General features: G+C 57.2%; 16 protein-coding genes and 1 other RNA gene. 11 read left to right on the forward strand and 6 right to left on the reverse strand.

Annotated elements, in window-relative coordinates; genetic code table 11:
* The first annotated feature begins 38 nt into the window (after nucleotides 1-38).
* Together rpiA and serA are read left to right on the forward strand one after the other, a co-directional pair.
* The gene (rpiA, locus tag I6L58_RS17005; protein WP_088208579.1) at nucleotides 39-698 is read left to right on the forward strand and encodes a ribose-5-phosphate isomerase RpiA; all 660 of its coding nucleotides are present in this window, start codon (nucleotides 39-41) and stop codon (nucleotides 696-698) included.
* Between the two features lie 266 nt (nucleotides 699-964).
* Complete coding sequence (serA, locus tag I6L58_RS17010; protein ID WP_006178392.1) at nucleotides 965-2,197, forward strand: phosphoglycerate dehydrogenase; 1,233 nt, start codon at nucleotides 965-967, stop codon at nucleotides 2,195-2,197.
* 101 nt (nucleotides 2,198-2,298) lie between these two features.
* On the opposite strand, the gene I6L58_RS17015 is transcribed toward serA, so the two are convergent.
* The 3 genes from I6L58_RS17015 to zapA form a co-directional block, all read right to left on the reverse strand.
* Nucleotides 2,299-2,895 carry a 5-formyltetrahydrofolate cyclo-ligase gene (locus tag I6L58_RS17015; RefSeq protein WP_088208580.1) on the reverse strand — a complete coding sequence of 199 codons (597 nt, stop codon included), beginning with the start codon at nucleotides 2,893-2,895 and terminating at the stop codon, nucleotides 2,299-2,301.
* A 23-nt stretch (nucleotides 2,896-2,918) separates the two neighbouring features.
* Nucleotides 2,919-3,102: non-coding RNA, 6S RNA (ssrS, locus tag I6L58_RS17020), on the reverse strand.
* Between the two features lie 41 nt (nucleotides 3,103-3,143).
* The gene (gene zapA, locus I6L58_RS17025) at nucleotides 3,144-3,473 is read right to left on the reverse strand and encodes a cell division protein ZapA (protein WP_006178390.1); all 330 of its coding nucleotides are present in this window, start codon (nucleotides 3,471-3,473) and stop codon (nucleotides 3,144-3,146) included.
* Nucleotides 3,474-3,640: 167 nt separating this feature from the next.
* Between zapA and I6L58_RS17030 the strand changes: the two genes are divergently transcribed.
* From I6L58_RS17030 to I6L58_RS17065, 8 genes are all read left to right on the forward strand, one after another.
* Nucleotides 3,641-4,219: a YecA/YgfB family protein gene (locus I6L58_RS17030; protein ID WP_072208719.1), complete on the forward strand. Its 579-nt coding sequence runs from the start codon at nucleotides 3,641-3,643 to the stop codon at nucleotides 4,217-4,219.
* 31 nt (nucleotides 4,220-4,250) lie between these two features.
* Entirely contained in the window at nucleotides 4,251-5,564 is a 1,314-nt protein-coding gene (gene pepP / locus I6L58_RS17035) for a Xaa-Pro aminopeptidase (RefSeq protein ID WP_042322301.1), read from the forward strand.
* Nucleotides 5,561-6,739: a 2-octaprenyl-6-methoxyphenyl hydroxylase gene (gene ubiH / locus I6L58_RS17040; protein WP_088208581.1), complete on the forward strand. Its 1,179-nt coding sequence runs from the start codon at nucleotides 5,561-5,563 to the stop codon at nucleotides 6,737-6,739. The genes pepP and ubiH overlap by 4 nt, the downstream gene beginning before the upstream one ends.
* 12 nt (nucleotides 6,740-6,751) lie before the next feature.
* Nucleotides 6,752-7,954: an FAD-dependent 2-octaprenylphenol hydroxylase gene (gene ubiI, locus I6L58_RS17045; RefSeq protein WP_088208582.1), complete on the forward strand. Its 1,203-nt coding sequence runs from the start codon at nucleotides 6,752-6,754 to the stop codon at nucleotides 7,952-7,954.
* A gap of 436 nt (nucleotides 7,955-8,390) precedes the next feature.
* The gene (gene gcvT, locus I6L58_RS17050) at nucleotides 8,391-9,485 is read left to right on the forward strand and encodes a glycine cleavage system aminomethyltransferase GcvT (protein WP_088208583.1); all 1,095 of its coding nucleotides are present in this window, start codon (nucleotides 8,391-8,393) and stop codon (nucleotides 9,483-9,485) included.
* A gap of 23 nt (nucleotides 9,486-9,508) precedes the next feature.
* Entirely contained in the window at nucleotides 9,509-9,898 is a 390-nt protein-coding gene (gene gcvH, locus I6L58_RS17055; protein ID WP_006178383.1) for a glycine cleavage system protein GcvH, read from the forward strand.
* Nucleotides 9,899-10,022: 124 nt separating this feature from the next.
* The gene (gene gcvP, locus I6L58_RS17060; protein ID WP_088208584.1) at nucleotides 10,023-12,896 is read left to right on the forward strand and encodes an aminomethyl-transferring glycine dehydrogenase; all 2,874 of its coding nucleotides are present in this window, start codon (nucleotides 10,023-10,025) and stop codon (nucleotides 12,894-12,896) included.
* 70 nt (nucleotides 12,897-12,966) lie between these two features.
* Nucleotides 12,967-13,710, forward strand: a complete 744-nt coding sequence (locus tag I6L58_RS17065; protein ID WP_088208585.1) for an SDR family oxidoreductase — start codon at nucleotides 12,967-12,969, stop codon at nucleotides 13,708-13,710.
* An 88-nt stretch (nucleotides 13,711-13,798) separates the two neighbouring features.
* On the opposite strand, the gene I6L58_RS17070 is transcribed toward I6L58_RS17065, so the two are convergent.
* Both I6L58_RS17070 and I6L58_RS17075 read right to left on the reverse strand, forming a co-directional pair.
* Entirely contained in the window at nucleotides 13,799-15,232 is a 1,434-nt protein-coding gene (locus I6L58_RS17070; protein ID WP_058608594.1) for a 6-phospho-beta-glucosidase, read from the reverse strand.
* Nucleotides 15,233-15,347: 115 nt separating this feature from the next.
* The gene (locus I6L58_RS17075) at nucleotides 15,348-16,079 is read right to left on the reverse strand and encodes a MurR/RpiR family transcriptional regulator (RefSeq protein WP_088208682.1); all 732 of its coding nucleotides are present in this window, start codon (nucleotides 16,077-16,079) and stop codon (nucleotides 15,348-15,350) included.
* Between the two features lie 266 nt (nucleotides 16,080-16,345).
* On the opposite strand from I6L58_RS17075, the gene trhA reads away from it, so the two are divergent.
* Nucleotides 16,346-17,005: a PAQR family membrane homeostasis protein TrhA gene (gene trhA, locus I6L58_RS17080; RefSeq protein WP_006178378.1), complete on the forward strand. Its 660-nt coding sequence runs from the start codon at nucleotides 16,346-16,348 to the stop codon at nucleotides 17,003-17,005.
* A gap of 99 nt (nucleotides 17,006-17,104) precedes the next feature.
* Here trhA and ygfZ read toward each other — a convergent pair whose 3' ends face one another.
* The gene (gene ygfZ / locus I6L58_RS17085; protein WP_088208586.1) at nucleotides 17,105-18,085 is read right to left on the reverse strand and encodes a tRNA-modifying protein YgfZ; all 981 of its coding nucleotides are present in this window, start codon (nucleotides 18,083-18,085) and stop codon (nucleotides 17,105-17,107) included.
* Between the last annotated feature and the right edge of the window lie 241 nt (nucleotides 18,086-18,326).

Raw genomic sequence — 18,326 nt, forward strand, 5'->3', positions numbered from 1 at the left:
AATGCGGCCTGAGTTTTCACACCACAGGCAAAACGATCATGACGCAGGATGAACTGAAAAAAGCAGTAGGATGGGCCGCTCTCCAGTACGTACAGCCAGGTACCATTGTGGGTGTTGGTACGGGGTCAACGGCGGCACACTTTATCGATGCCCTGGGCACGATGAAAGGGCAGATCGAGGGCGCGGTATCAAGCTCCGATGCTTCCACGGAAAAGCTGAAAAGCCTTGGTATTACCGTTTTTGATTTGAACGAAGTGGACCGTCTCGGCATCTACGTTGACGGCGCGGATGAAATCAACGGCCATATGCAGATGATCAAAGGCGGCGGCGCGGCGCTGACGCGTGAAAAGATCATTGCCTCCGTTGCGGACAAATTTATCTGCATTGCCGATGCGTCCAAGCAGGTCGATATTCTGGGTAATTTCCCGCTGCCGGTCGAAGTGATCCCAATGGCACGCAGCGCAGTGGCGCGCGAGCTGGTGAAGCTGGGTGGTCGTCCGGAATATCGTCAGGGCGTGGTGACGGATAATGGCAACGTGATCCTCGACGTGCACGGCCTGGAGATCCTCGATGCGGGGGCGCTGGAAAACGCCATCAACGGCATCCCCGGCGTGGTGACGGTCGGGCTGTTCGCCAACCGTGGCGCGGATGTGGCGCTGATCGGAACCGCTGACGGCGTGAAAACCATCGTAAAATGATCTGACGGGGGGAGCCTTCCCCCCACTAAAAAAATTTTGAACTGCTAAATTCGGTGACTTGTGTCACGTTTTTACGCCTGTTTTGCCGATCCTGCCGCTTTCGCAATCTTCCTTAGCATTTTCCTCTGCCATTTTGCCCTGTATGACTTTTCTTCAGAGTGCCGACGCAAACGTTCATATTGCTGCAATAGTTTTTTTTGATATGTTGGCTGGAGCGGATGCATATCCAGCACAACATCAGTTCAGACAAAAACAGGGTCGGGTAAATGGCAAAGGTATCACTGGAGAAAGACAAGATTAAATTCCTGCTGGTCGAGGGCGTGCATCAGAAAGCCATCGATAGTCTTCGTGCGGCAGGCTACACCAATATCGAATTTCACAAAGGGGCGCTCGACACCGACGAGCTGAAAGCGTCCATCCGTGATGCCCATTTCATCGGTCTGCGATCCCGTACCCACCTGACTGAAGACGTTATTGCTGCGGCGGAAAAGCTGGTGGCTATCGGCTGTTTCTGCATCGGTACCAACCAGGTGGATTTGAACGCAGCCGCCAGACGCGGTATTCCGGTCTTTAACGCCCCGTTCTCCAACACCCGTTCCGTGGCGGAACTGGTCATTGGTGAATTGCTGCTGTTGCTGCGCGGTATCCCTGAAGCGAACGCCAAAGCGCACCGTGGCGTGTGGAACAAACTGGCGTCCGGCTCATTCGAAGCGCGTGGCAAGAAGCTCGGGATCATCGGCTACGGTCATATCGGCACGCAGCTGGGGATCCTGGCTGAGTCGCTGGGGATGCACGTCTTCTTCTATGATATCGAAAGCAAGCTGCCGCTCGGCAATGCTACCCAGGTACAACATCTGTCCGATCTGCTGAACATGAGCGACGTGGTGAGCCTGCATGTGCCGGAAAATGCGTCAACCAAAAACATGATGGGGGCGGAAGAGCTGGCGCTGATGAAGCCGGGCTCCCTGCTGATCAACGCCGCGCGCGGCACCGTAGTGGATATTCCGGCGCTGGCAGATGCCCTGAAGCGTAAACACCTGGCGGGCGCTGCCATCGACGTTTTCCCGACCGAGCCTGCGACCAACAGCGATCCGTTCACCTCTCCGCTGTGCGAGTTCGACAACGTGATCCTGACGCCGCATATCGGCGGGTCTACCCAGGAAGCGCAGGAGAATATCGGCCTGGAAGTGGCGGGCAAGCTGAGCAAATACTCTGACAACGGTTCGACGCTTTCCGCCGTGAACTTCCCGGAAGTATCTCTGCCGCTGCACGGTGGCCGCCGTCTGCTGCACATCCATGAAAACCGTCCGGGCGTGCTGACTGCCATCAACCAGATCTTCGCCGAGCAGGGCGTGAACATTGCCGCACAGTATCTGCAAACTAACTCGCAGATGGGTTATGTGGTTATTGATATTGAAGCGGATGAAGATGTCGCTGAGAAAGCACTGCAGAGCATGAAGGCGATTCCGGGGACGATCCGCGCGCGTCTGCTGTACTGATAGTGCGGGCTGTGGTGTCGGGTGGCGCTTACGCTTACCCGACCTGGAAGGTCCGGGGAGTTATGTAGGCCGGGTAAGCGTGAGCGCCACCCGGCTTTATTCTACCAGGTCCAGGTTTTGCCGGGCGTCACCACCGCAGGCAACGGGATATCCCATTTCTCCACCGGCAAGGCCTCTACAGCCTGACAATCATGCGCATACCCTACCGGCTGAAAGCCATGATGCTGCCAGTTTTGCAGCGTTCTGTCATAAAATCCCCCGCCCATACCCAGGCGCTGACCCTGCTCATCAAACGCCACCAGCGGCGTGACCAGCACGTCCAGATCTGCCAGCGGCAGCACATCGCGGACGTCGAGTTTGGGTTCGGTAATTTTCAGACGATTCACCACCAGTTCGCTGCGCGGATGGTAGTGCAAAAACAGCAGGTTGCCCTTGCTGAACGGGTGTAGCACAGGCAGGTACACCTTCTTTCCGGCGCGCCAGAGCTGGTCGATAAGCGGTTGGGTATCCAGTTCGCCATCAAAAGAGAGAAACAGCGCGACCGTATGCGCCATCACAACAGGGGGATACGCCATCATACGCGCGGCGGCCTGCTGGGAAAAAAGCGCTTGCTGTTCGGGGGTTAACGCACGACGACGTTGACGGATAAGCTGACGAATAGCCTGGCGAGACGCGGGTACTTCAGGGAATTGTGTCATGGTAGTCGGTAGAGAAGAGAGAGGGAATCTCCGAGATGCCGCCGCAGGCTGTAACCCTTGAACCCTTGGTTCAAGGTGAATGTGTCGTCATAGTTTTAAGGCTTCTCGGACGAACCGAGCATGCTCACCAACCATGGAGCGCCACATTCTTGTGGTATGAAATATCGGCTCAGGGGACTGGCCCGCTTGCGAACATCTCAGAGAAATTTTGTCTTCACAGTTACTCTACCATAGTCAACTGAGAAGTGTTATTCAAACTTTGGTCCCGGTCTTTCGGGATTGCGACCCTGATCAAGCAACGCCTGTTCAATGGTCTGCTGGAGCATTTTAATGCGCTGCTCCATGCTTGCCGCGTAGTCGCGGGTCTTCGTTTTTTCCTGAGTCAGTTCATAGCTGATGTTCAACGCGGCGATGAAGACCAGCTGCTCAGTATTTGTGACTCTAGTGCGTTCTTTGAGATCTTGCAACCGCTGATTCAAATCGTCCGCAGCCTGATTCAGGGCATCCCTTTGTTCAGGTGGACAATTCACTCGCAGTGAACGGCCAAAAATCTGGAGATCGACGGGTTGTGCAGACATGCCACCTTCCTGCTGATTGACTGCGCTGCCTTCGCTTACTGCCCCGGGGGCTGCGAAGGGGCGACACTATAGCTACCCTGATGTGAAGATACAAGCCCTTTTCTGGTATCACCAGGGTCCAAAGTGGTAGCATATCATGAATATCCTCCCTTTGATGACGAATGCGTATGTCTATACAGAACGAAATGCCTGGTTACAAGGATTTAAACCAGTTACTGAACCAGCAGGGAGTCGGTTTAACCCCTGCCGAAATGCACGGTCTGATCAGTGGCATACTGTGCGGCGGAAACAGCGACAGCTCATGGCAGCCGCTGATCCACGACCTGACGAACGAAGGGCTGGCCTTTGGTCATGAGCTGGCGGAAGCTCTGCGTAAAATGCATGCGGCAACCAGCGATTCACTGGAAGACGATGGTTTCCTTTTTCAGCTTTATCTGCCTGAAGGCGACGATGTCAGCGTGTTCGATCGCGCCGATGCGCTCGCTGGCTGGGTCAACCACTATCTGTTGGGGCTGGGCGTAACCCAACCTAAACTGGATAAAGTGACCGGCGAAGCGGGTGAGGCCATCGACGATCTGCGTAATATCGCGCAGCTGGGCTACGAAGAAGACGAAGATCAGGAAGAGCTGGAGATGTCCCTCGAAGAGATCATTGAATACGTTCGCGTAGCGTCACTGCTGTGCCACGACAACTTCACACGCTCGCAGCCCACCGCGCCGGAAGTGCGCAAGCCAACCTTACATTAAGAAAAACAACGCACAGGAGGGTGTCATGGTTATGTCTACTCAAGAGTATTCTCGCCGTCGTCAGGCGCTGCTGGCAACGATGCAGCCGGGCAGCGCCGCGCTGATTTTTGCCGCGCCCGAAGTGACGCGCAGCGCCGACAGTGAATACCCCTATCGCCAGAGCAGCGATTTCTGGTACTTCACCGGGTTTAACGAGCCGGAAGCGGTACTGGTGCTGATCAAAAGCAATGACACCCACAACCACAGCGTCATTTTTAACCGCGTGCGCGATCTGACCGCAGAAGTCTGGTTTGGTCGCCGCCTCGGCCAGGAGGCGGCGCCTGCGAAACTGGGCGTTGACCGTGCGCTGGCGTTCAGCGAAATCAACCAGCAGCTTTACCAGCTGCTGAACGGTCTGGACGTGCTCTACCATGCTCAGGGCGAATACGCCTACGCCGATGAGATCGTCTTCACCGCGCTGGACAAGCTGCGTAAGGGCGCGCGTCAGAACCTGTCCGCGCCCGCCACGCTGACCGACTGGCGTCCGGTGGTGCACGAGATGCGCCTGTTTAAGTCAGAAGAAGAGCTGAACGTGATGCGTCGGGCCGGCGAAATCAGCGCGCTGGCGCACACCCGCGCGATGGAAAAATGCCGTCCGGGGATGTTTGAATATCAGCTCGAAGGTGAAATTCACCACGAATTTAACCGTCACGGCGCGCGCTTCCCGTCCTATAACACCATCGTGGGCGGCGGCGAAAACGGCTGCATCCTGCACTACACCGAAAACGAAAGCGAACTGCGCGACGGTGAACTGGTGCTGATCGACGCCGGGTGTGAATACCTCGGCTATGCCGGAGACATTACACGCACCTTCCCGGTGAACGGCAAATTCTCGCCCGCGCAGCGCGAAATCTACGATATCGTGCTCGAATCACTGAATACCGCCCTGACGCTGTTCCGTCCGGGGACCTCTATTCAGGAGGTCACCGGGGAAGTGGTTCGCATCATGATTACCGGCCTGGTGAAGCTGGGCATCCTGAAAGGCGACGTGGACACACTGATTACCGAAAATGCCCATCGTCCGTACTTTATGCACGGCCTGAGCCACTGGCTGGGGCTGGACGTTCATGATGTCGGCGCATACGGCCCGGATCGTTCACGCGTGCTGGAGCCGGGTATGGTGCTAACCGTCGAGCCGGGGCTGTATATCGCGCCGGATGCCGATGTGCCAGACGCATACCGTGGGATCGGCATTCGTATAGAAGATGACATCGTCATCACCGAAACCGGCAACGAAAACCTGACCGCGAGCGTCGTGAAAAATGCCGACGACATCGAGGCGCTGATGGCGGCGGCACGCGGATGAGCGTGATTATCGTTGGCGGAGGCATGAATGGCGCCACGCTGGCGCTGGCCATTTCGCATTTGACCCAGGGCCAGCTGCCGGTGCATCTGGTCGAGGCCGTGGCGCCGCAGACGACGAACCACCCCGGGTTTGATTCGCGTGCCATTGCGCTGGCGCAGGGGACGTGTCAGCAACTTTCACGCATTGGCATCTGGCAGGCTATCGCCGAGTGTGCGACAGCGATCAAGACCGTTCACGTCAGCGACCGCGGACACGCCGGGTTTGTAACCCTGGATGCCCATGATTATCGCATTGATGCTCTGGGCCAGGTTGTCGAACTGCACGACGTCGGGCTGCGGCTGTTCCGTCTGTTGCAGGACGCGCCGGGCGTAACCTTGCACTGCCCGGCCCGCGTGGCGAACGTGAGCCGCAGTGAAGAGGCGGTCAGCGTGACGTTAGAGAACGGTACCACGCTTGAAGGCCAGGTGCTGGTGGCGGCGGACGGCTCCCGCTCCGCCATTGCCACCCGGTTTGGCGTGCAATGGCAGCAGGAGCCGTACGGGCAGGTCGGCGTGATTGCCAATGTCTCCACGGCGGGTGCGCACAACGGCAGAGCGTTCGAGCGCTTCACGCAGCACGGACCGCTGGCGATGCTGCCGATGTCGCACGGGCGCTGCTCGCTGGTGTGGTGCCATCCGCAGGAGAAGGCGGACGAGGTGCTCGGCTGGACAGACGACCGTTTCTGCAACGAGCTGCAAAAAGCCTTTGGCTGGCGACTCGGACGCATCACGCATGCAGGCAAACGTGCGGTTTATCCGCTATCGTTAACCACCGCATCACAATGTATTTCGCATCGCGTGGCGCTGGTCGGCAACGCCGCGCAGACGCTGCATCCGATTGCGGGGCAGGGCTTCAACCTGGGGCTGCGCGACGTCATGAGCCTGGCGGAATCGCTGGCGCAGGCATGGTCTGAGCAAAAAGACGTCGGCGGCTATGCCGTGTTGAGCCATTACCAAAACCGCCGCCGGGCCGATAAAGAGGCGACCATTGGCGTCACCGATGGCCTGGTACACCTGTTTGCTAATCGCTGGGGGCCGCTGGTTGCGGGTCGTAACCTCGGGCTGATGGCGATGGAACTGTTCATTCCGGCACGCGACGTGCTGGCGCAGCGGACTCTTGGTTGGGTCGCGCGTTAAGGAGTTATCACCGTGCAAAATGTTGATGTCGCTATCGTTGGCGGCGGAATGGTTGGACTGGCGCTGGCCTGTGGGCTGCAGGGCAGCGGCCTGCGTGTGGCCGTGCTTGAGCAAAATCAGCCTCAGCCCGTCGCGCAGGATGCGCCGCCGGAACTCCGCGTCTCGGCCATTAATGCGGCGAGCGAGAAGTTGCTGACTCATCTTGGCGTCTGGTCAGATATTGTGGCCCAGCGCGCCAGCTGTTATCACGGTATGGAAGTGTGGGACAAAGACAGCTTTGGTCACATCACTTTCGATGATGAAAGCCTGGGCTATAGCCATCTCGGCCATATCATCGAAAACGCGGTGGTTCACCACGCGCTGTGGCAAAAGGCGCAGGCCTGTAGCGACGTTACGCTGATTGCACCCGCACAGCTTCAGCAGGTGGCGTGGGGTGAAAACGAAGCGTTTATCACCCTGCAAAATGGCGATATGCTGACCGCGCGTCTGATGGTCGGGGCCGACGGCGCCAACTCCTGGCTGCGCAATAAAGCTGACATCCCGCTGACGTACTGGGATTATCACCACCATGCGTTAGTGGCCACGATCCGCACCACCGAGCCGCACGGCGGCGTAGCGCGTCAGATTTTCCATAACGACGGCATACTGGCCTTCCTGCCGCTCAGCGATCCGCATCTCTGCTCGATTGTCTGGTCCCTGGTGCCTGAAAAAGCTCAGCAGATGCAGGACGCGACGCCCGATGCCTTTAACCAGGCGCTGTGCATCGCGTTTGATAACCGCCTTGGACTGTGCATGCTTGAAAGCGAGCGTCAGGTCTTCCCACTTACGGGCCGTTACGCCCGCCAGTTTGCCGCGCACCGTCTGGCGCTGGTTGGCGATGCAGCGCATACCATTCACCCGCTGGCCGGCCAGGGGGTCAACCTGGGCTTTATGGATGCGGCCGAGCTGGTTGAAGAGTTGCGCCGTTTGCACCGCGAAGGCAAGGATATTGGTCAGCATATGTATCTGCGTCGCTACGAGCGCAGCCGTAAGCACAGCGCGGCCATGATGCTGGCGGGAATGCAGGGCTTCCGCGAGCTGTTTGCCGGGGCGAACCCGGCGAAAAAACTGCTGCGCGACATTGGCCTGAAACTCGCCGACGCGCTTCCCGGCGTTAAGCCTCAGCTTCTTCGTCAGGCGATGGGCCTTAACGATCTCCCTCACTGGCTTCGCTAAACGCTAATTTTGACCCCCGTCACACTTTATTTTCCCGGCGCTGACGCCGGGAAAATCTCCTCGTTTGAAATAATCTAATTTCACGCCGTTTTTCGCATTAGATAATCTAATCTTACGTTTTTTTTGGAACGGAAAATCGGCCCGCTTTTCCGCACGAAATATCACCATCTGCTAAATACTGTTAGATCATTGTTAATTTTATGCGGGTTTAATCGCATTTTCCCAGTGAATAACTCTGTAGGCTTTTTAGCGTTTTTTGGCCATAAGCTAATGTGATGACCCGTTTTACCTTATGGTTAACCGCCGGTTTCGGTGGTAAGTTCAGGTAAAAGAGAACGTTTGCGTCGGCGTCTGAAACGGAGGTCGGCGCCGGGTTTCGTGGCAATGTTGTTGCCTGTGAAACGCAAGACAGCCCTGCTTATTCAACGAGGAAAAGATGGCTCAACAGACTCCTTTGTACGAACAACACGTGTTATGCGGCGCACGCATGGTGGATTTCCATGGCTGGATGATGCCGCTGCACTACGGCTCGCAAATTGATGAGCACCACGCGGTGCGCACGGATGCCGGGATGTTCGACGTATCCCACATGACCATTGTCGACCTGCGCGGCAGCCGCACCCGGGAGTTTTTGCGTTATCTGCTGGCAAACGACGTCGCGAAGCTAAAAACGCCGGGCAAAGCGCTTTATACCGGCATGCTTAATGCCTCCGGCGGCGTGATTGATGACCTAATCGTCTATTACTTCTCCGAAGATTTCTTCCGCCTCGTTGTAAACTCCGCCACCCGCGAAAAAGACCTCTCCTGGATTTCCCAACACGCCGAACCTTACGCCATCGACATCACCGTGCGTGACGATCTGTCGCTGATCGCCGTGCAGGGGCCGAACGCGCAGGCGAAAGCCGCCACGCTGTTTACCGATGAACAGCGCCACGCTACCGAAGGCATGAAGCCGTTCTTCGGCGTGCAGGCGGGCGATCTGTTCATCGCGACCACCGGCTATACCGGTGAAGCGGGTTATGAAATTGCGATGCCGAATGAGAAAGCCGCAGGGTTCTGGCAAGCGCTGGTAGAGGCGGGCGTGAAGCCTGCGGGCCTGGGCGCGCGCGATACGCTGCGTCTGGAAGCCGGTATGAACCTCTACGGTCAGGAGATGGACGAAGGCGTGTCGCCGCTGGCGGCTAACATGGGCTGGACCATTGCCTGGGAACCGGCTGACCGCGACTTTATTGGCCGTGAAGCGCTGGAGATGCAGCGCGAGAAGGGCACCGACCAGCTGGTTGGCCTGGTGATGACCGAGAAGGGCGTGCTGCGCGGCGAGCTGCCGGTACGCTTCACCGATGCCGACGGCAATCACCGCGAGGGGGTGATCACCAGCGGGTCCTTCTCCCCGACGCTTGGCTACAGTATTGCCCTGGCGCGCGTCCCGGCGGGCATTGGCAACACGGCGGTGGTGCAGATCCGCAACCGCGAGATGCCGGTCAACGTGACCAAACCGATTTTTGTTCGCGCCGGTAAGCCGGTCGCTTAACGCTTTTTATCAGGAGAAATTTTATGAGCAATGTGCCAGCAGAACTGAAATACAGCAAAGAACACGAGTGGCTGCGCAAAGAGGCGGACGGCACTTACACCGTAGGGATCACCGAGCATGCGCAAGAGTTGCTAGGCGATATGGTGTTTGTTGATCTGCCCGACGTAGGCACCACCGTGAGCGCAGGCGACGACTGCGCCGTGGCGGAGTCCGTTAAAGCGGCCTCTGATATTTATGCCCCGGTAAGCGGTGAAATCGTCGCCGTGAACGACGCGCTGAGCGATTCGCCGGAGCTGGTGAACAGCGAGCCGTATGAAGGCGGCTGGATCTTCAAGATCAAAGCCAGCGATGAAGCGCAGGTAGCCGCGCTGCTGGATGCCACCGCGTACGAAGCATTACTGGAAGACGAATAACCGTTTTTCTCCCTCTCCCTTTGGGAGAGGGCCGGGGTGAGGGTATCCATTTTCCCCTCACCCTAACCCTCTCCCGGAGGGTGAGGGAACTTAAATTCACTGCACGTTTCAGGAACCATCGCTCATGACACAGACTTTAAGCCAGCTTGAAAACCGTGGCGCTTTCATTGAACGTCACATTGGGCCGGACGCTCAGCAACAGCAGGAGATGCTGGAGACGGTTGGCGCGGATTCATTAAACGCACTGATCGGCCAGATCGTGCCGAAAGACATCCAGCTTGCCACGCCGCCTCAGGTGGGGGAGTCCACGACGGAGTTCGCCGCGCTGGCGGAGCTGAAGGCGATTGCCGGCCTCAACAAGCGCTATAAGTCTTATATTGGCATGGGCTACACCAACGTGCAGTTACCGCCGGTTATCCTGCGCAACATGCTGGAAAACCCGGGCTGGTACACCGCTTATACCCCTTATCAGCCGGAAGTGTCTCAGGGCCGTCTGGAAGCGCTGCTGAACTTCCAGCAGGTAACTCTGGACCTGACCGGACTGGACATTGCCTCCGCTTCTCTGCTGGATGAAGCCACTGCCGCAGCCGAAGCGATGGCGATGGCAAAACGCGTGAGCAAGCTGAAAAATGCCAACCGTTTCTTCGTGGCGGCAGACGTCCATCCGCAGACGCTGGACGTGGTGCGCACCCGTGCGGAAACCTTCGGTTTTGACGTGATTGTCGACGATGCCGATAAAGTGCTGGATCACCAGGAGGTCTTTGGCGTGCTGCTCCAGCAGGTAGGCACCACCGGGGAAGTGCATGACTACAGCGCGCTGATCGCCGAGCTGAAATCCCGCAAAGTGATTGTCAGCGTCGCGGCTGATTTTATGGCGCTGGTGCTGTTGACTGCGCCTGGCAAACAGGGCGCAGACATTGTCTTTGGCTCTGCCCAGCGCTTCGGCGTGCCGATGGGCTACGGCGGCCCGCACGCAGCCTTCTTCGCTGCAAAAGATGAATTCAAACGCTCCATGCCTGGCCGCATTATCGGCGTGTCGAAAGACGCGGCCGGTAACACCGCCCTGCGCATGGCGATGCAGACCCGCGAGCAGCACATTCGCCGCGAGAAAGCGAACTCCAACATCTGTACTTCACAGGTGCTGCTGGCCAACATCGCCAGCCTGTATGCCGTCTTCCACGGCCCGGCTGGGCTGAAACGCATTGCCAGCCGCATTCACCGTCTGGCCGACATTCTGGCCTGCGGCCTGCAGCAGAAAGGCCTGACGCTGCGCCACGCGCACTATTTCGACACCCTGTGCGTTGACGTCGCTGATAAAGCAGCGGTGCTGGCGCGTGCCGATGCTGCAGAAATCAACCTGCGCAGCGACATCCACAACGCGGTCGGCATTACGCTGGATGAAACCACCACCCGTGACGATATCGTTAACCTGTTTAACGTACTGCTGGGCGATGCACACGGCCTGGACATCGACGCGCTGGACAAAGACGTCGCGCACGACAGCCGCTCCATTCAGGAGAGCATGCTGCGCAATGATGCCATCCTGACGCATCCGGTCTTTAACCGCTATCACAGCGAAACCGAGATGATGCGCTATATGCACTCGCTGGAGCGCAAAGATCTGGCGCTGAACCAGGCGATGATCCCACTCGGCTCCTGCACCATGAAGCTGAACGCCGCGGCCGAGATGATCCCTATCACCTGGCCTGAGTTCTCTGAACTGCACCCGTTCTGCCCGGCTGAGCAGGCGGAAGGCTATCACCTGATGATCAACCAGCTCTCCGACTGGCTGGTGAAGCTGACCGGCTACGACGCGCTGTGCATGCAGCCTAACTCCGGCGCGCAGGGGGAATACGCGGGTCTGCTGGCGATTCGCCATTATCATGAAAGCCGCAACGAAGGGCATCGCGATATCTGCCTGATCCCAAGCTCCGCGCACGGCACCAACCCGGCATCAGCCCAGATGGCAGGTATGGACGTGGTGGTGGTCGCCTGTGACAAAAACGGCAACATCGATCTCACCGACCTGCGGGCGAAAGCCGAGCAGGCGGGCGAGAAACTTTCCTGCATCATGGTGACCTACCCGTCGACCCACGGCGTGTATGAAGAGACCATCCGCGAAGTGTGCGAAGTGGTGCATCAGTTCGGTGGCCAGGTCTACCTTGACGGCGCGAACATGAACGCCCAGGTGGGCATTACCTCGCCGGGCTTTATCGGCGCGGACGTGTCGCACCTGAACCTGCACAAAACCTTCTGCATTCCGCACGGCGGTGGCGGCCCGGGTATGGGACCGATCGGCGTGAAGGCGCACCTGGCACCGTTTGTGCCGGGCCACAGCGTGGTGCAGATTGAAGGGATGCTGACCCGACAGGGCGCGGTCTCTGCGGCACCGTTCGGCAGCGCCTCTATCCTGCCTATCAGCTGGATGTATATCCGCATGATGGGCGCGGAAGGGCTGAAGCAGGCAAGCCAGGTGGCGATCCTCAACGCCAACTACATTGCCACGCGACTGAAATCTGCCTTCCCGGTGCTCTATACCGGCCGTGATGGCCGCGTGGCGCACGAGTGCATCCTTGATATTCGTCCGCTGAAAGACGCGACGGGCATCAGCGAGCTGGATATCGCTAAACGCCTGATCGACTACGGTTTCCACGCCCCAACCATGTCCTTCCCGGTGGCAGGCACGCTGATGGTGGAACCAACGGAGTCGGAAAGCAAAGCCGAGCTGGACCGCTTCATCGACGCGATGCTGGCCATCCGCATGGAGATCGATCGCGTGCAGGACGGCGAGTGGACGCTCGACGACAACCCGCTGGTCAACGCGCCACACACTCAGCACGAGCTGGTGGCGGAGTGGAACCACGGTTACTCCCGCGAGCTGGCGGTCTTCCCGGCGGGCGTGGCAAACAAATACTGGCCGACCGTGAAGCGTCTTGATGATGTCTACGGCGACCGTAACCTGTTCTGCTCCTGCGTGCCGATGAGCGAATACCAGTAATTCTGTTGCTGTAGTAACGTAGGCCGGGTAAGGCGAAGCCGCCACCCGGCTTTTTTATTGGGAGAAGACAATGGCAATTGCACTGGTTACCGGCGCCAGCCGCGGGATTGGTAAAGCCACCGCGCTGCAGCTGGCAAGCGAGGGCTACACCGTGGCGGTGAACTTTCACCACAACATCCAGGCCGCGACGGACGTGGTCAATCAGATTGTCGAGGCGGGCGGCAAAGCCTTTGCCGTGCGCGCCGACATCAGCGATGAAGCGCAGGTGCTGGCCATGTATGACAGCATCGATCGCGAAGGCGAACCGCTTATGGCGCTGGTGAATAACGCCGGCATACTGTTTGAACAATCGACCATCGAAAACCTGTCGGCCGAGCGCATCAACCGCGTGCTCGCCACCAACGTGACGGGCTACTTTCTCTGCTGTCGCGAAGCGGTAAAACGCATGTCGTTTAAACATGGCGGCAAAGGCGGGGCGATAGTGAATGTTTCATCCGCAGCTTCGCGTCTGGGCGCGCCGGGTGAATATGTGGATTACGCGGCCTCCAAAGGGGCAGTGGATTCGCTGACTACCGGTTTATCGCTCGAGGTGGCGGCACAGGGCATTCGCGTCAACTGCGTACGCCCTGGCCTGATTTATACCGATATTCACGCCTCGGGCGGCGAGCCGGGACGCGTGGATCGGGTCAAGTCCATGCTGCCGATGCAGCGCGGCGGCCAGCCGGAAGAGGTGGCGCAGGCGATTGTCTGGCTGCTGAGCGAGAAGGCGTCGTACGTGACGGGCAGTTTTATTGAACTGGCGGGCGGGAAATAAACGCCGGGTGGCGGCTTCGCCTTACCCGGCCTACGATTCGCAGGTTTTGTAGGCCGGTGCAAGCGTAGCGCCGCCCGGCGTTACGGCGTTAAAGTTGCTCGCCGTTGCTGGCGATCACGGTTTTGTACCATTCAAAACTCTTCTTACGCGAACGGGACATATCGCCGGTGCCGTCGTCGTGCTTGTTCACGTAGATAAAGCCGTAGCGTTTGCTGTACTGGCCGGTGGTGAAGGAGACGCAGTCGATGCAGCCCCACGGGGTGTAACCCATCAGGTCGACGCCGTCGTAAGTGACCGCCTTCATCATCTCTTCAACGTGTGCTCGCAGGTAGTCGATACGGTAATCATCGTTAATGCTGCCGTCCTCTTCCACCTTGTCGTACGCGCCGAAGCCGTTTTCCACGATAAACAGCGGCTTCTGATAGCGCTCATACAGCTCGCACAGGGAGTAGCGCAGGCCCACCGGGTCAATCTGCCAGCCCCAGTCAGACGCCTTGACGTGCGGGTTCGGTACGCTGCCTTCAAAACCTGAGATGGCATCGCCCGTGCCGCCTTCCGCTTTCACCGCGTTGGTCATGTAATAGCTGAAACCTAAGTAGTCACAGGTACCTTCGCGCAGGATCTGCTCGTCGCCGGCTTCCATGTTGATGGAGAACCCGCGGCGCTCCCACTCGTTGAGCACGTAAGACGGGTAATAGCCGCGCAGCTGGACGTCGGTAAAGACATAGCGCTCGCGCATGGATTCCTGGGCAAACATCACGTCCTCTGGTTTGCATGAGAACGGGTAAAGCGCCACCATCGCCAGCATGCAGCCGACTTTCATTTCCGGGTTAATACGTCGCGCTGCCTTCACCGCCAGCGCGCTGGCCACGAACTGGTGGTGCAGCACCTGGTACATGGTCTCTTCCGGATTATCATGCTCGGTATAGACCACGCCGGAGCAGCAGTAGCCGAACAGCGGCGCGCGCCAGTTGCGCTGGTTATTGATCTCGTTGAAGGTCATCCAGTATTTGACCTTATTTTTGTAGCGCTCAAACACCACTTCGGCGAAGCGTACAAAGAAGTCGACCACTTTACGGTTGGTCCAGCCGCCGTATTCCTGCACCAGATGCAGCGGCATTTCAAAGTGGGAGAGGGTGATCACCGGCTCGATGTTGTATTTCAGCAGCTCATCGAACATGTCATCGTAGAACTTCAGCCCCTCTTCATTCGGCTGGGTTTCATCCCCTTTCGGGAAGATACGCGTCCAGGCAATGGAGGTGCGGAAACATTTGAAGCCCATCTCGGCGAACAGTTTGATGTCTTCTTTGTAGTGGCCGTGGAAGTCGATGGCTTCATGGTTTGGATAGTATTTTCCTTCCACCACGTCCTGGGTGATTTCGCGCGGGACGCCGTGGGCACCCCCGGTCAGTACGTCACAAATGCTCGGCCCTTTGCCGCCTTTGTTCCAGCCGCCTTCAACCTGGTGAGCGGCAACCGCGCCGCCCCATAAAAAGTCTTTCGGTAAGGTCAATTTTTTCATCAATGCTATTCTCAATAAATGACAACTGAATTCGAGTCTAGCAAAGCGAAATTAAATGTCACGATATAACAATTTCAGCAAAATGTGATTTGTCACAGCGAAAAAACAGGGTGTTTTATTGCGTTAATTTCTTCGCCAGTTTGCGCCCGAGTGACTCCAGAATATAGATGACCGGAATTTGCGTGGTGATATCGTACACGCCGCCGATGCGCGTCTGGGGCACATGCCATGAAAGGTTAAAGTCGGCGAGCTTTGCCAGCCGGGAGTGTTCGTGGCTGGTGATGGAGAGCACTTTGCAGCGGTGCAGGCTGAACTGGCTGGCAAAGCGGAGGATCTCCTCGGTTTCGCCGGAAACGGACAGAACGATTGCCAGGGCATTTTTTGCCATATCGTTCGTGACCGGAAAATAAGGATCGTCAATATGGTTGCTGAATTTGCCAATATTAGAAAAGAAGCGAGCACCATATTTAGCCAGCGAGCCAGAGGTACCTGCCCCGACAAATATAATACGCTCGGATGTCAGAATAATATCCACGGCATTATCTAACAGGGTGTCGAATTCTTCGTTATTTACGCTCTTAAAGAAACTGATGATTTCACTGGCACCGAAATTGGCCTGCTGCGGTTCGTTCTGCTCCAGATAGAGCTTAAAGCGCACGCGGAATTCAGAGTAGCCTTCACAGTTAAGCTTGCGGCAAAAACGCAGGATGGTGGTCGTGGATACGCCAGCTGCATCCGCCAGTTCACGGATGGTCATGTACATCACTTTGTCACGATTTTTGATGACATAGTTGTAGACCATCATCTCAAGATTATTGAGGCTGGCTATGGCGGAGTGGGTAAACATGCTCACTATGGTAAAACTCATATTCAGACATCTTATGAGAATCATACCATGCAGCCCTGAGAGGGCATGCACTTTTATGGTATTGATTATCAATAGCTTACCGATAAATAGAACAAGTGTTAGGTGAAATTATCTGTCATTGCGCTGATTTTAAAAGATAAATCTGGAATGTGCATTTATTTTAGCTAACAGGTGTTCACTGGAAAAATTCTCAGTTAGCATGGTTACACGATGAATAATCATCTTTCGTTTTCCCGGAGTTACCTATGGTGAGCAAACCATCAATTGCACAGGGATATTCACTGGCTGAGGAAGTAGCCAACAGCATTAGCCACGGCATCGGGCTGGTGTTTGGCATAGTCGGACTGGTATTGCTGCTGGTGCAGGCAGTCGATACCAACGCCAGCGCGATGGCGATTACCAGCTACAGCCTGTATGGCGGGAGTATGATCCTGCTGTTTCTGGCCTCGACGCTGTATCACGCCGTTCCGCATCAGCGCGCCAAAACCTGGCTCAAGAAATTTGACCACTGCGCGATCTATCTGCTTATCGCAGGGACGTACACGCCTTTCCTGCTGGTGGGATTAAACTCGCCGCTGTCGCGCGGGCTGATGATCGTTATCTGGAGCCTGGCGCTGCTGGGGATCCTGTTTAAGCTGACCATCGCGCACCGGTTTAAAGTGCTGTCGCTGGTGACCTATCTGACGATGGGCTGGCTATCGCTGATTGTGGTGTATCAGCTGGCGATCAAGCTGGCGGTAGGGGGCGTGACGCTTCTGGCCGTGGGCGGCGTGGTCTACTCGCTGGGTGTGATTTTCTACGTCTGCAAGCGTATTCCGTACAACCACGCAATCTGGCACGGCTTTGTGCTGGGCGGCAGCGTGTGCCACTTCCTGGCGATCTATTTGTATGTCGGGCAGGTGTAGTTTTTTTACACCGTCCGGGCGGTTGCCCTCACCCACAGGGAGAGGGAGAACACCAAAACCACAGGCCCGGTAAGCGCAGCGCCACCGGGCGATACGGCATTACTCTTCCAGCGAATACGGCAGCGGCTCGATGCTCAGGGTATTGGCATCATCCCGCACGCGGAATACGCTGTCGGCTTCCATATCGTTATTCATGACCACCTGAACCAGCACGCGGCCGTCGTCCAGCTGTACGGCGGCTAATACGGTGCCGGTACGGCGCCAGTTTTCACCCATCTTCAGCTCAATATCTTCACCTGCTTGTGGAACGCGTCCGGCATGTCCCGCCAGGGTCCACAGCGCGCGCTTGTTCGCCCCACGGAATTTAGCGCGAGCCACCATTTCCTGGCCGGTATAACAGCCTTTCTTAAAGCTGATGCCCCCCAGCGCCTGCAGGTTAGTCGCCTGCGGAATAAACTGGGCGCTGTTTGCAGCGTCGATTACCGGCAGACCCGCTTCGATATTCAGCGCCAGCCACTGCTGGCTATTGTTGAACTGCGCTTCACCGCGCAGGGCCTCGGTAACGCGTTCAGCCGTTGCCTCGTCGGTCACCAGCAGAAAACGTTCGGCCGGATGTTCAAACCACAGCAGGGAGGTAACGCCTTCGCTGACCAGCGGTTTGTCAGCATCCGGAAGCGCGGCAAACAGGTTTTTCAGCGCGGCGCGCGCCTGGAAACCCGCCACGCCCAGCAGAACATGTTCATCATCCGGGGCGATGGTGACTTTGGAAAAGACCGCGTACTTTTTCAGCTCGGCCAGCTGGGCATCGCGCAGGCTACGGCGTTCGATAAAGGCAAAACCGTCCTGACGACGGAACAGACGCAGGTTGCTCCACATCTTGCCTTTAGGATCGCAGTGCGCCGCCAGCAAATGCTGATGCTCGGTCAACTGGGCGACGTCAGCCGTCACCTGACCCTGCAGGTATTTTTCGCTGTCCGCACCGGTGAGCGTCGCCAGTGCCCAGTCATCAAGACTAATAAGCGTCAGCGGCAGACGCGCGGAGGCGGCAGGCTGGCGAGGAGAAAATGGTGTAAATGCCATAAGGATGTCCTGAATTGCTTAACGCTTTGATAATGCCTAATGGTAAAAGAGACTGTCGGCATTGCAAGTGCTTTCAGCAGGCCATTCGTGCCATCGAAGACTTCTGCGTAGTGCCACGCAAAATTATGTAATCCGTTGTCTTAGTGGGGGATAATCTGGCAGCCCGCTTCCAGGTCGTAATATTCCAGTAAAGAAACGGTCAAAAACACGTTACACTAGCGAGTGTTCCCACAAAGAAATA

Source organism: Enterobacter cancerogenus (assembly GCF_019047785.1).
GTDB lineage: Bacteria > Pseudomonadota > Gammaproteobacteria > Enterobacterales > Enterobacteriaceae > Enterobacter > Enterobacter cancerogenus.

Bases quoted from the DNA above. Each gene is read 5' to 3' on its own strand.
- rpiA (WP_088208579.1), top strand. From the start codon at position 39: ATGACGCAGGATGAACTGAAAAAAGCAGTAGGATGGGCCGCTCTCCAG.
- serA (WP_006178392.1), top strand. From the start codon at position 965: ATGGCAAAGGTATCACTGGAGAAAGACAAGATTAAATTCCTGCTGGTC.
- I6L58_RS17015 (WP_088208580.1), bottom strand. From the start codon at position 2,895: ATGACACAATTCCCTGAAGTACCCGCGTCTCGCCAGGCTATTCGTCAG.
- zapA (WP_006178390.1), bottom strand. From the start codon at position 3,473: ATGTCTGCACAACCCGTCGATCTCCAGATTTTTGGCCGTTCACTGCGA.
- I6L58_RS17030 (WP_072208719.1), top strand. From the start codon at position 3,641: ATGTCTATACAGAACGAAATGCCTGGTTACAAGGATTTAAACCAGTTA.
- pepP (WP_042322301.1), top strand. From the start codon at position 4,251: ATGTCTACTCAAGAGTATTCTCGCCGTCGTCAGGCGCTGCTGGCAACG.
- ubiH (WP_088208581.1), top strand. From the start codon at position 5,561: ATGAGCGTGATTATCGTTGGCGGAGGCATGAATGGCGCCACGCTGGCG.
- gcvT (WP_088208583.1), top strand. From the start codon at position 8,391: ATGGCTCAACAGACTCCTTTGTACGAACAACACGTGTTATGCGGCGCA.
- gcvH (WP_006178383.1), top strand. From the start codon at position 9,509: ATGAGCAATGTGCCAGCAGAACTGAAATACAGCAAAGAACACGAGTGG.
- gcvP (WP_088208584.1), top strand. From the start codon at position 10,023: ATGACACAGACTTTAAGCCAGCTTGAAAACCGTGGCGCTTTCATTGAA.
- I6L58_RS17065 (WP_088208585.1), top strand. From the start codon at position 12,967: ATGGCAATTGCACTGGTTACCGGCGCCAGCCGCGGGATTGGTAAAGCC.
- I6L58_RS17070 (WP_058608594.1), bottom strand. From the start codon at position 15,232: ATGAAAAAATTGACCTTACCGAAAGACTTTTTATGGGGCGGCGCGGTT.
- I6L58_RS17075 (WP_088208682.1), bottom strand. From the start codon at position 16,079: ATGTTTACCCACTCCGCCATAGCCAGCCTCAATAATCTTGAGATGATG.
- trhA (WP_006178378.1), top strand. From the start codon at position 16,346: ATGGTGAGCAAACCATCAATTGCACAGGGATATTCACTGGCTGAGGAA.
- ygfZ (WP_088208586.1), bottom strand. From the start codon at position 18,085: ATGGCATTTACACCATTTTCTCCTCGCCAGCCTGCCGCCTCCGCGCGT.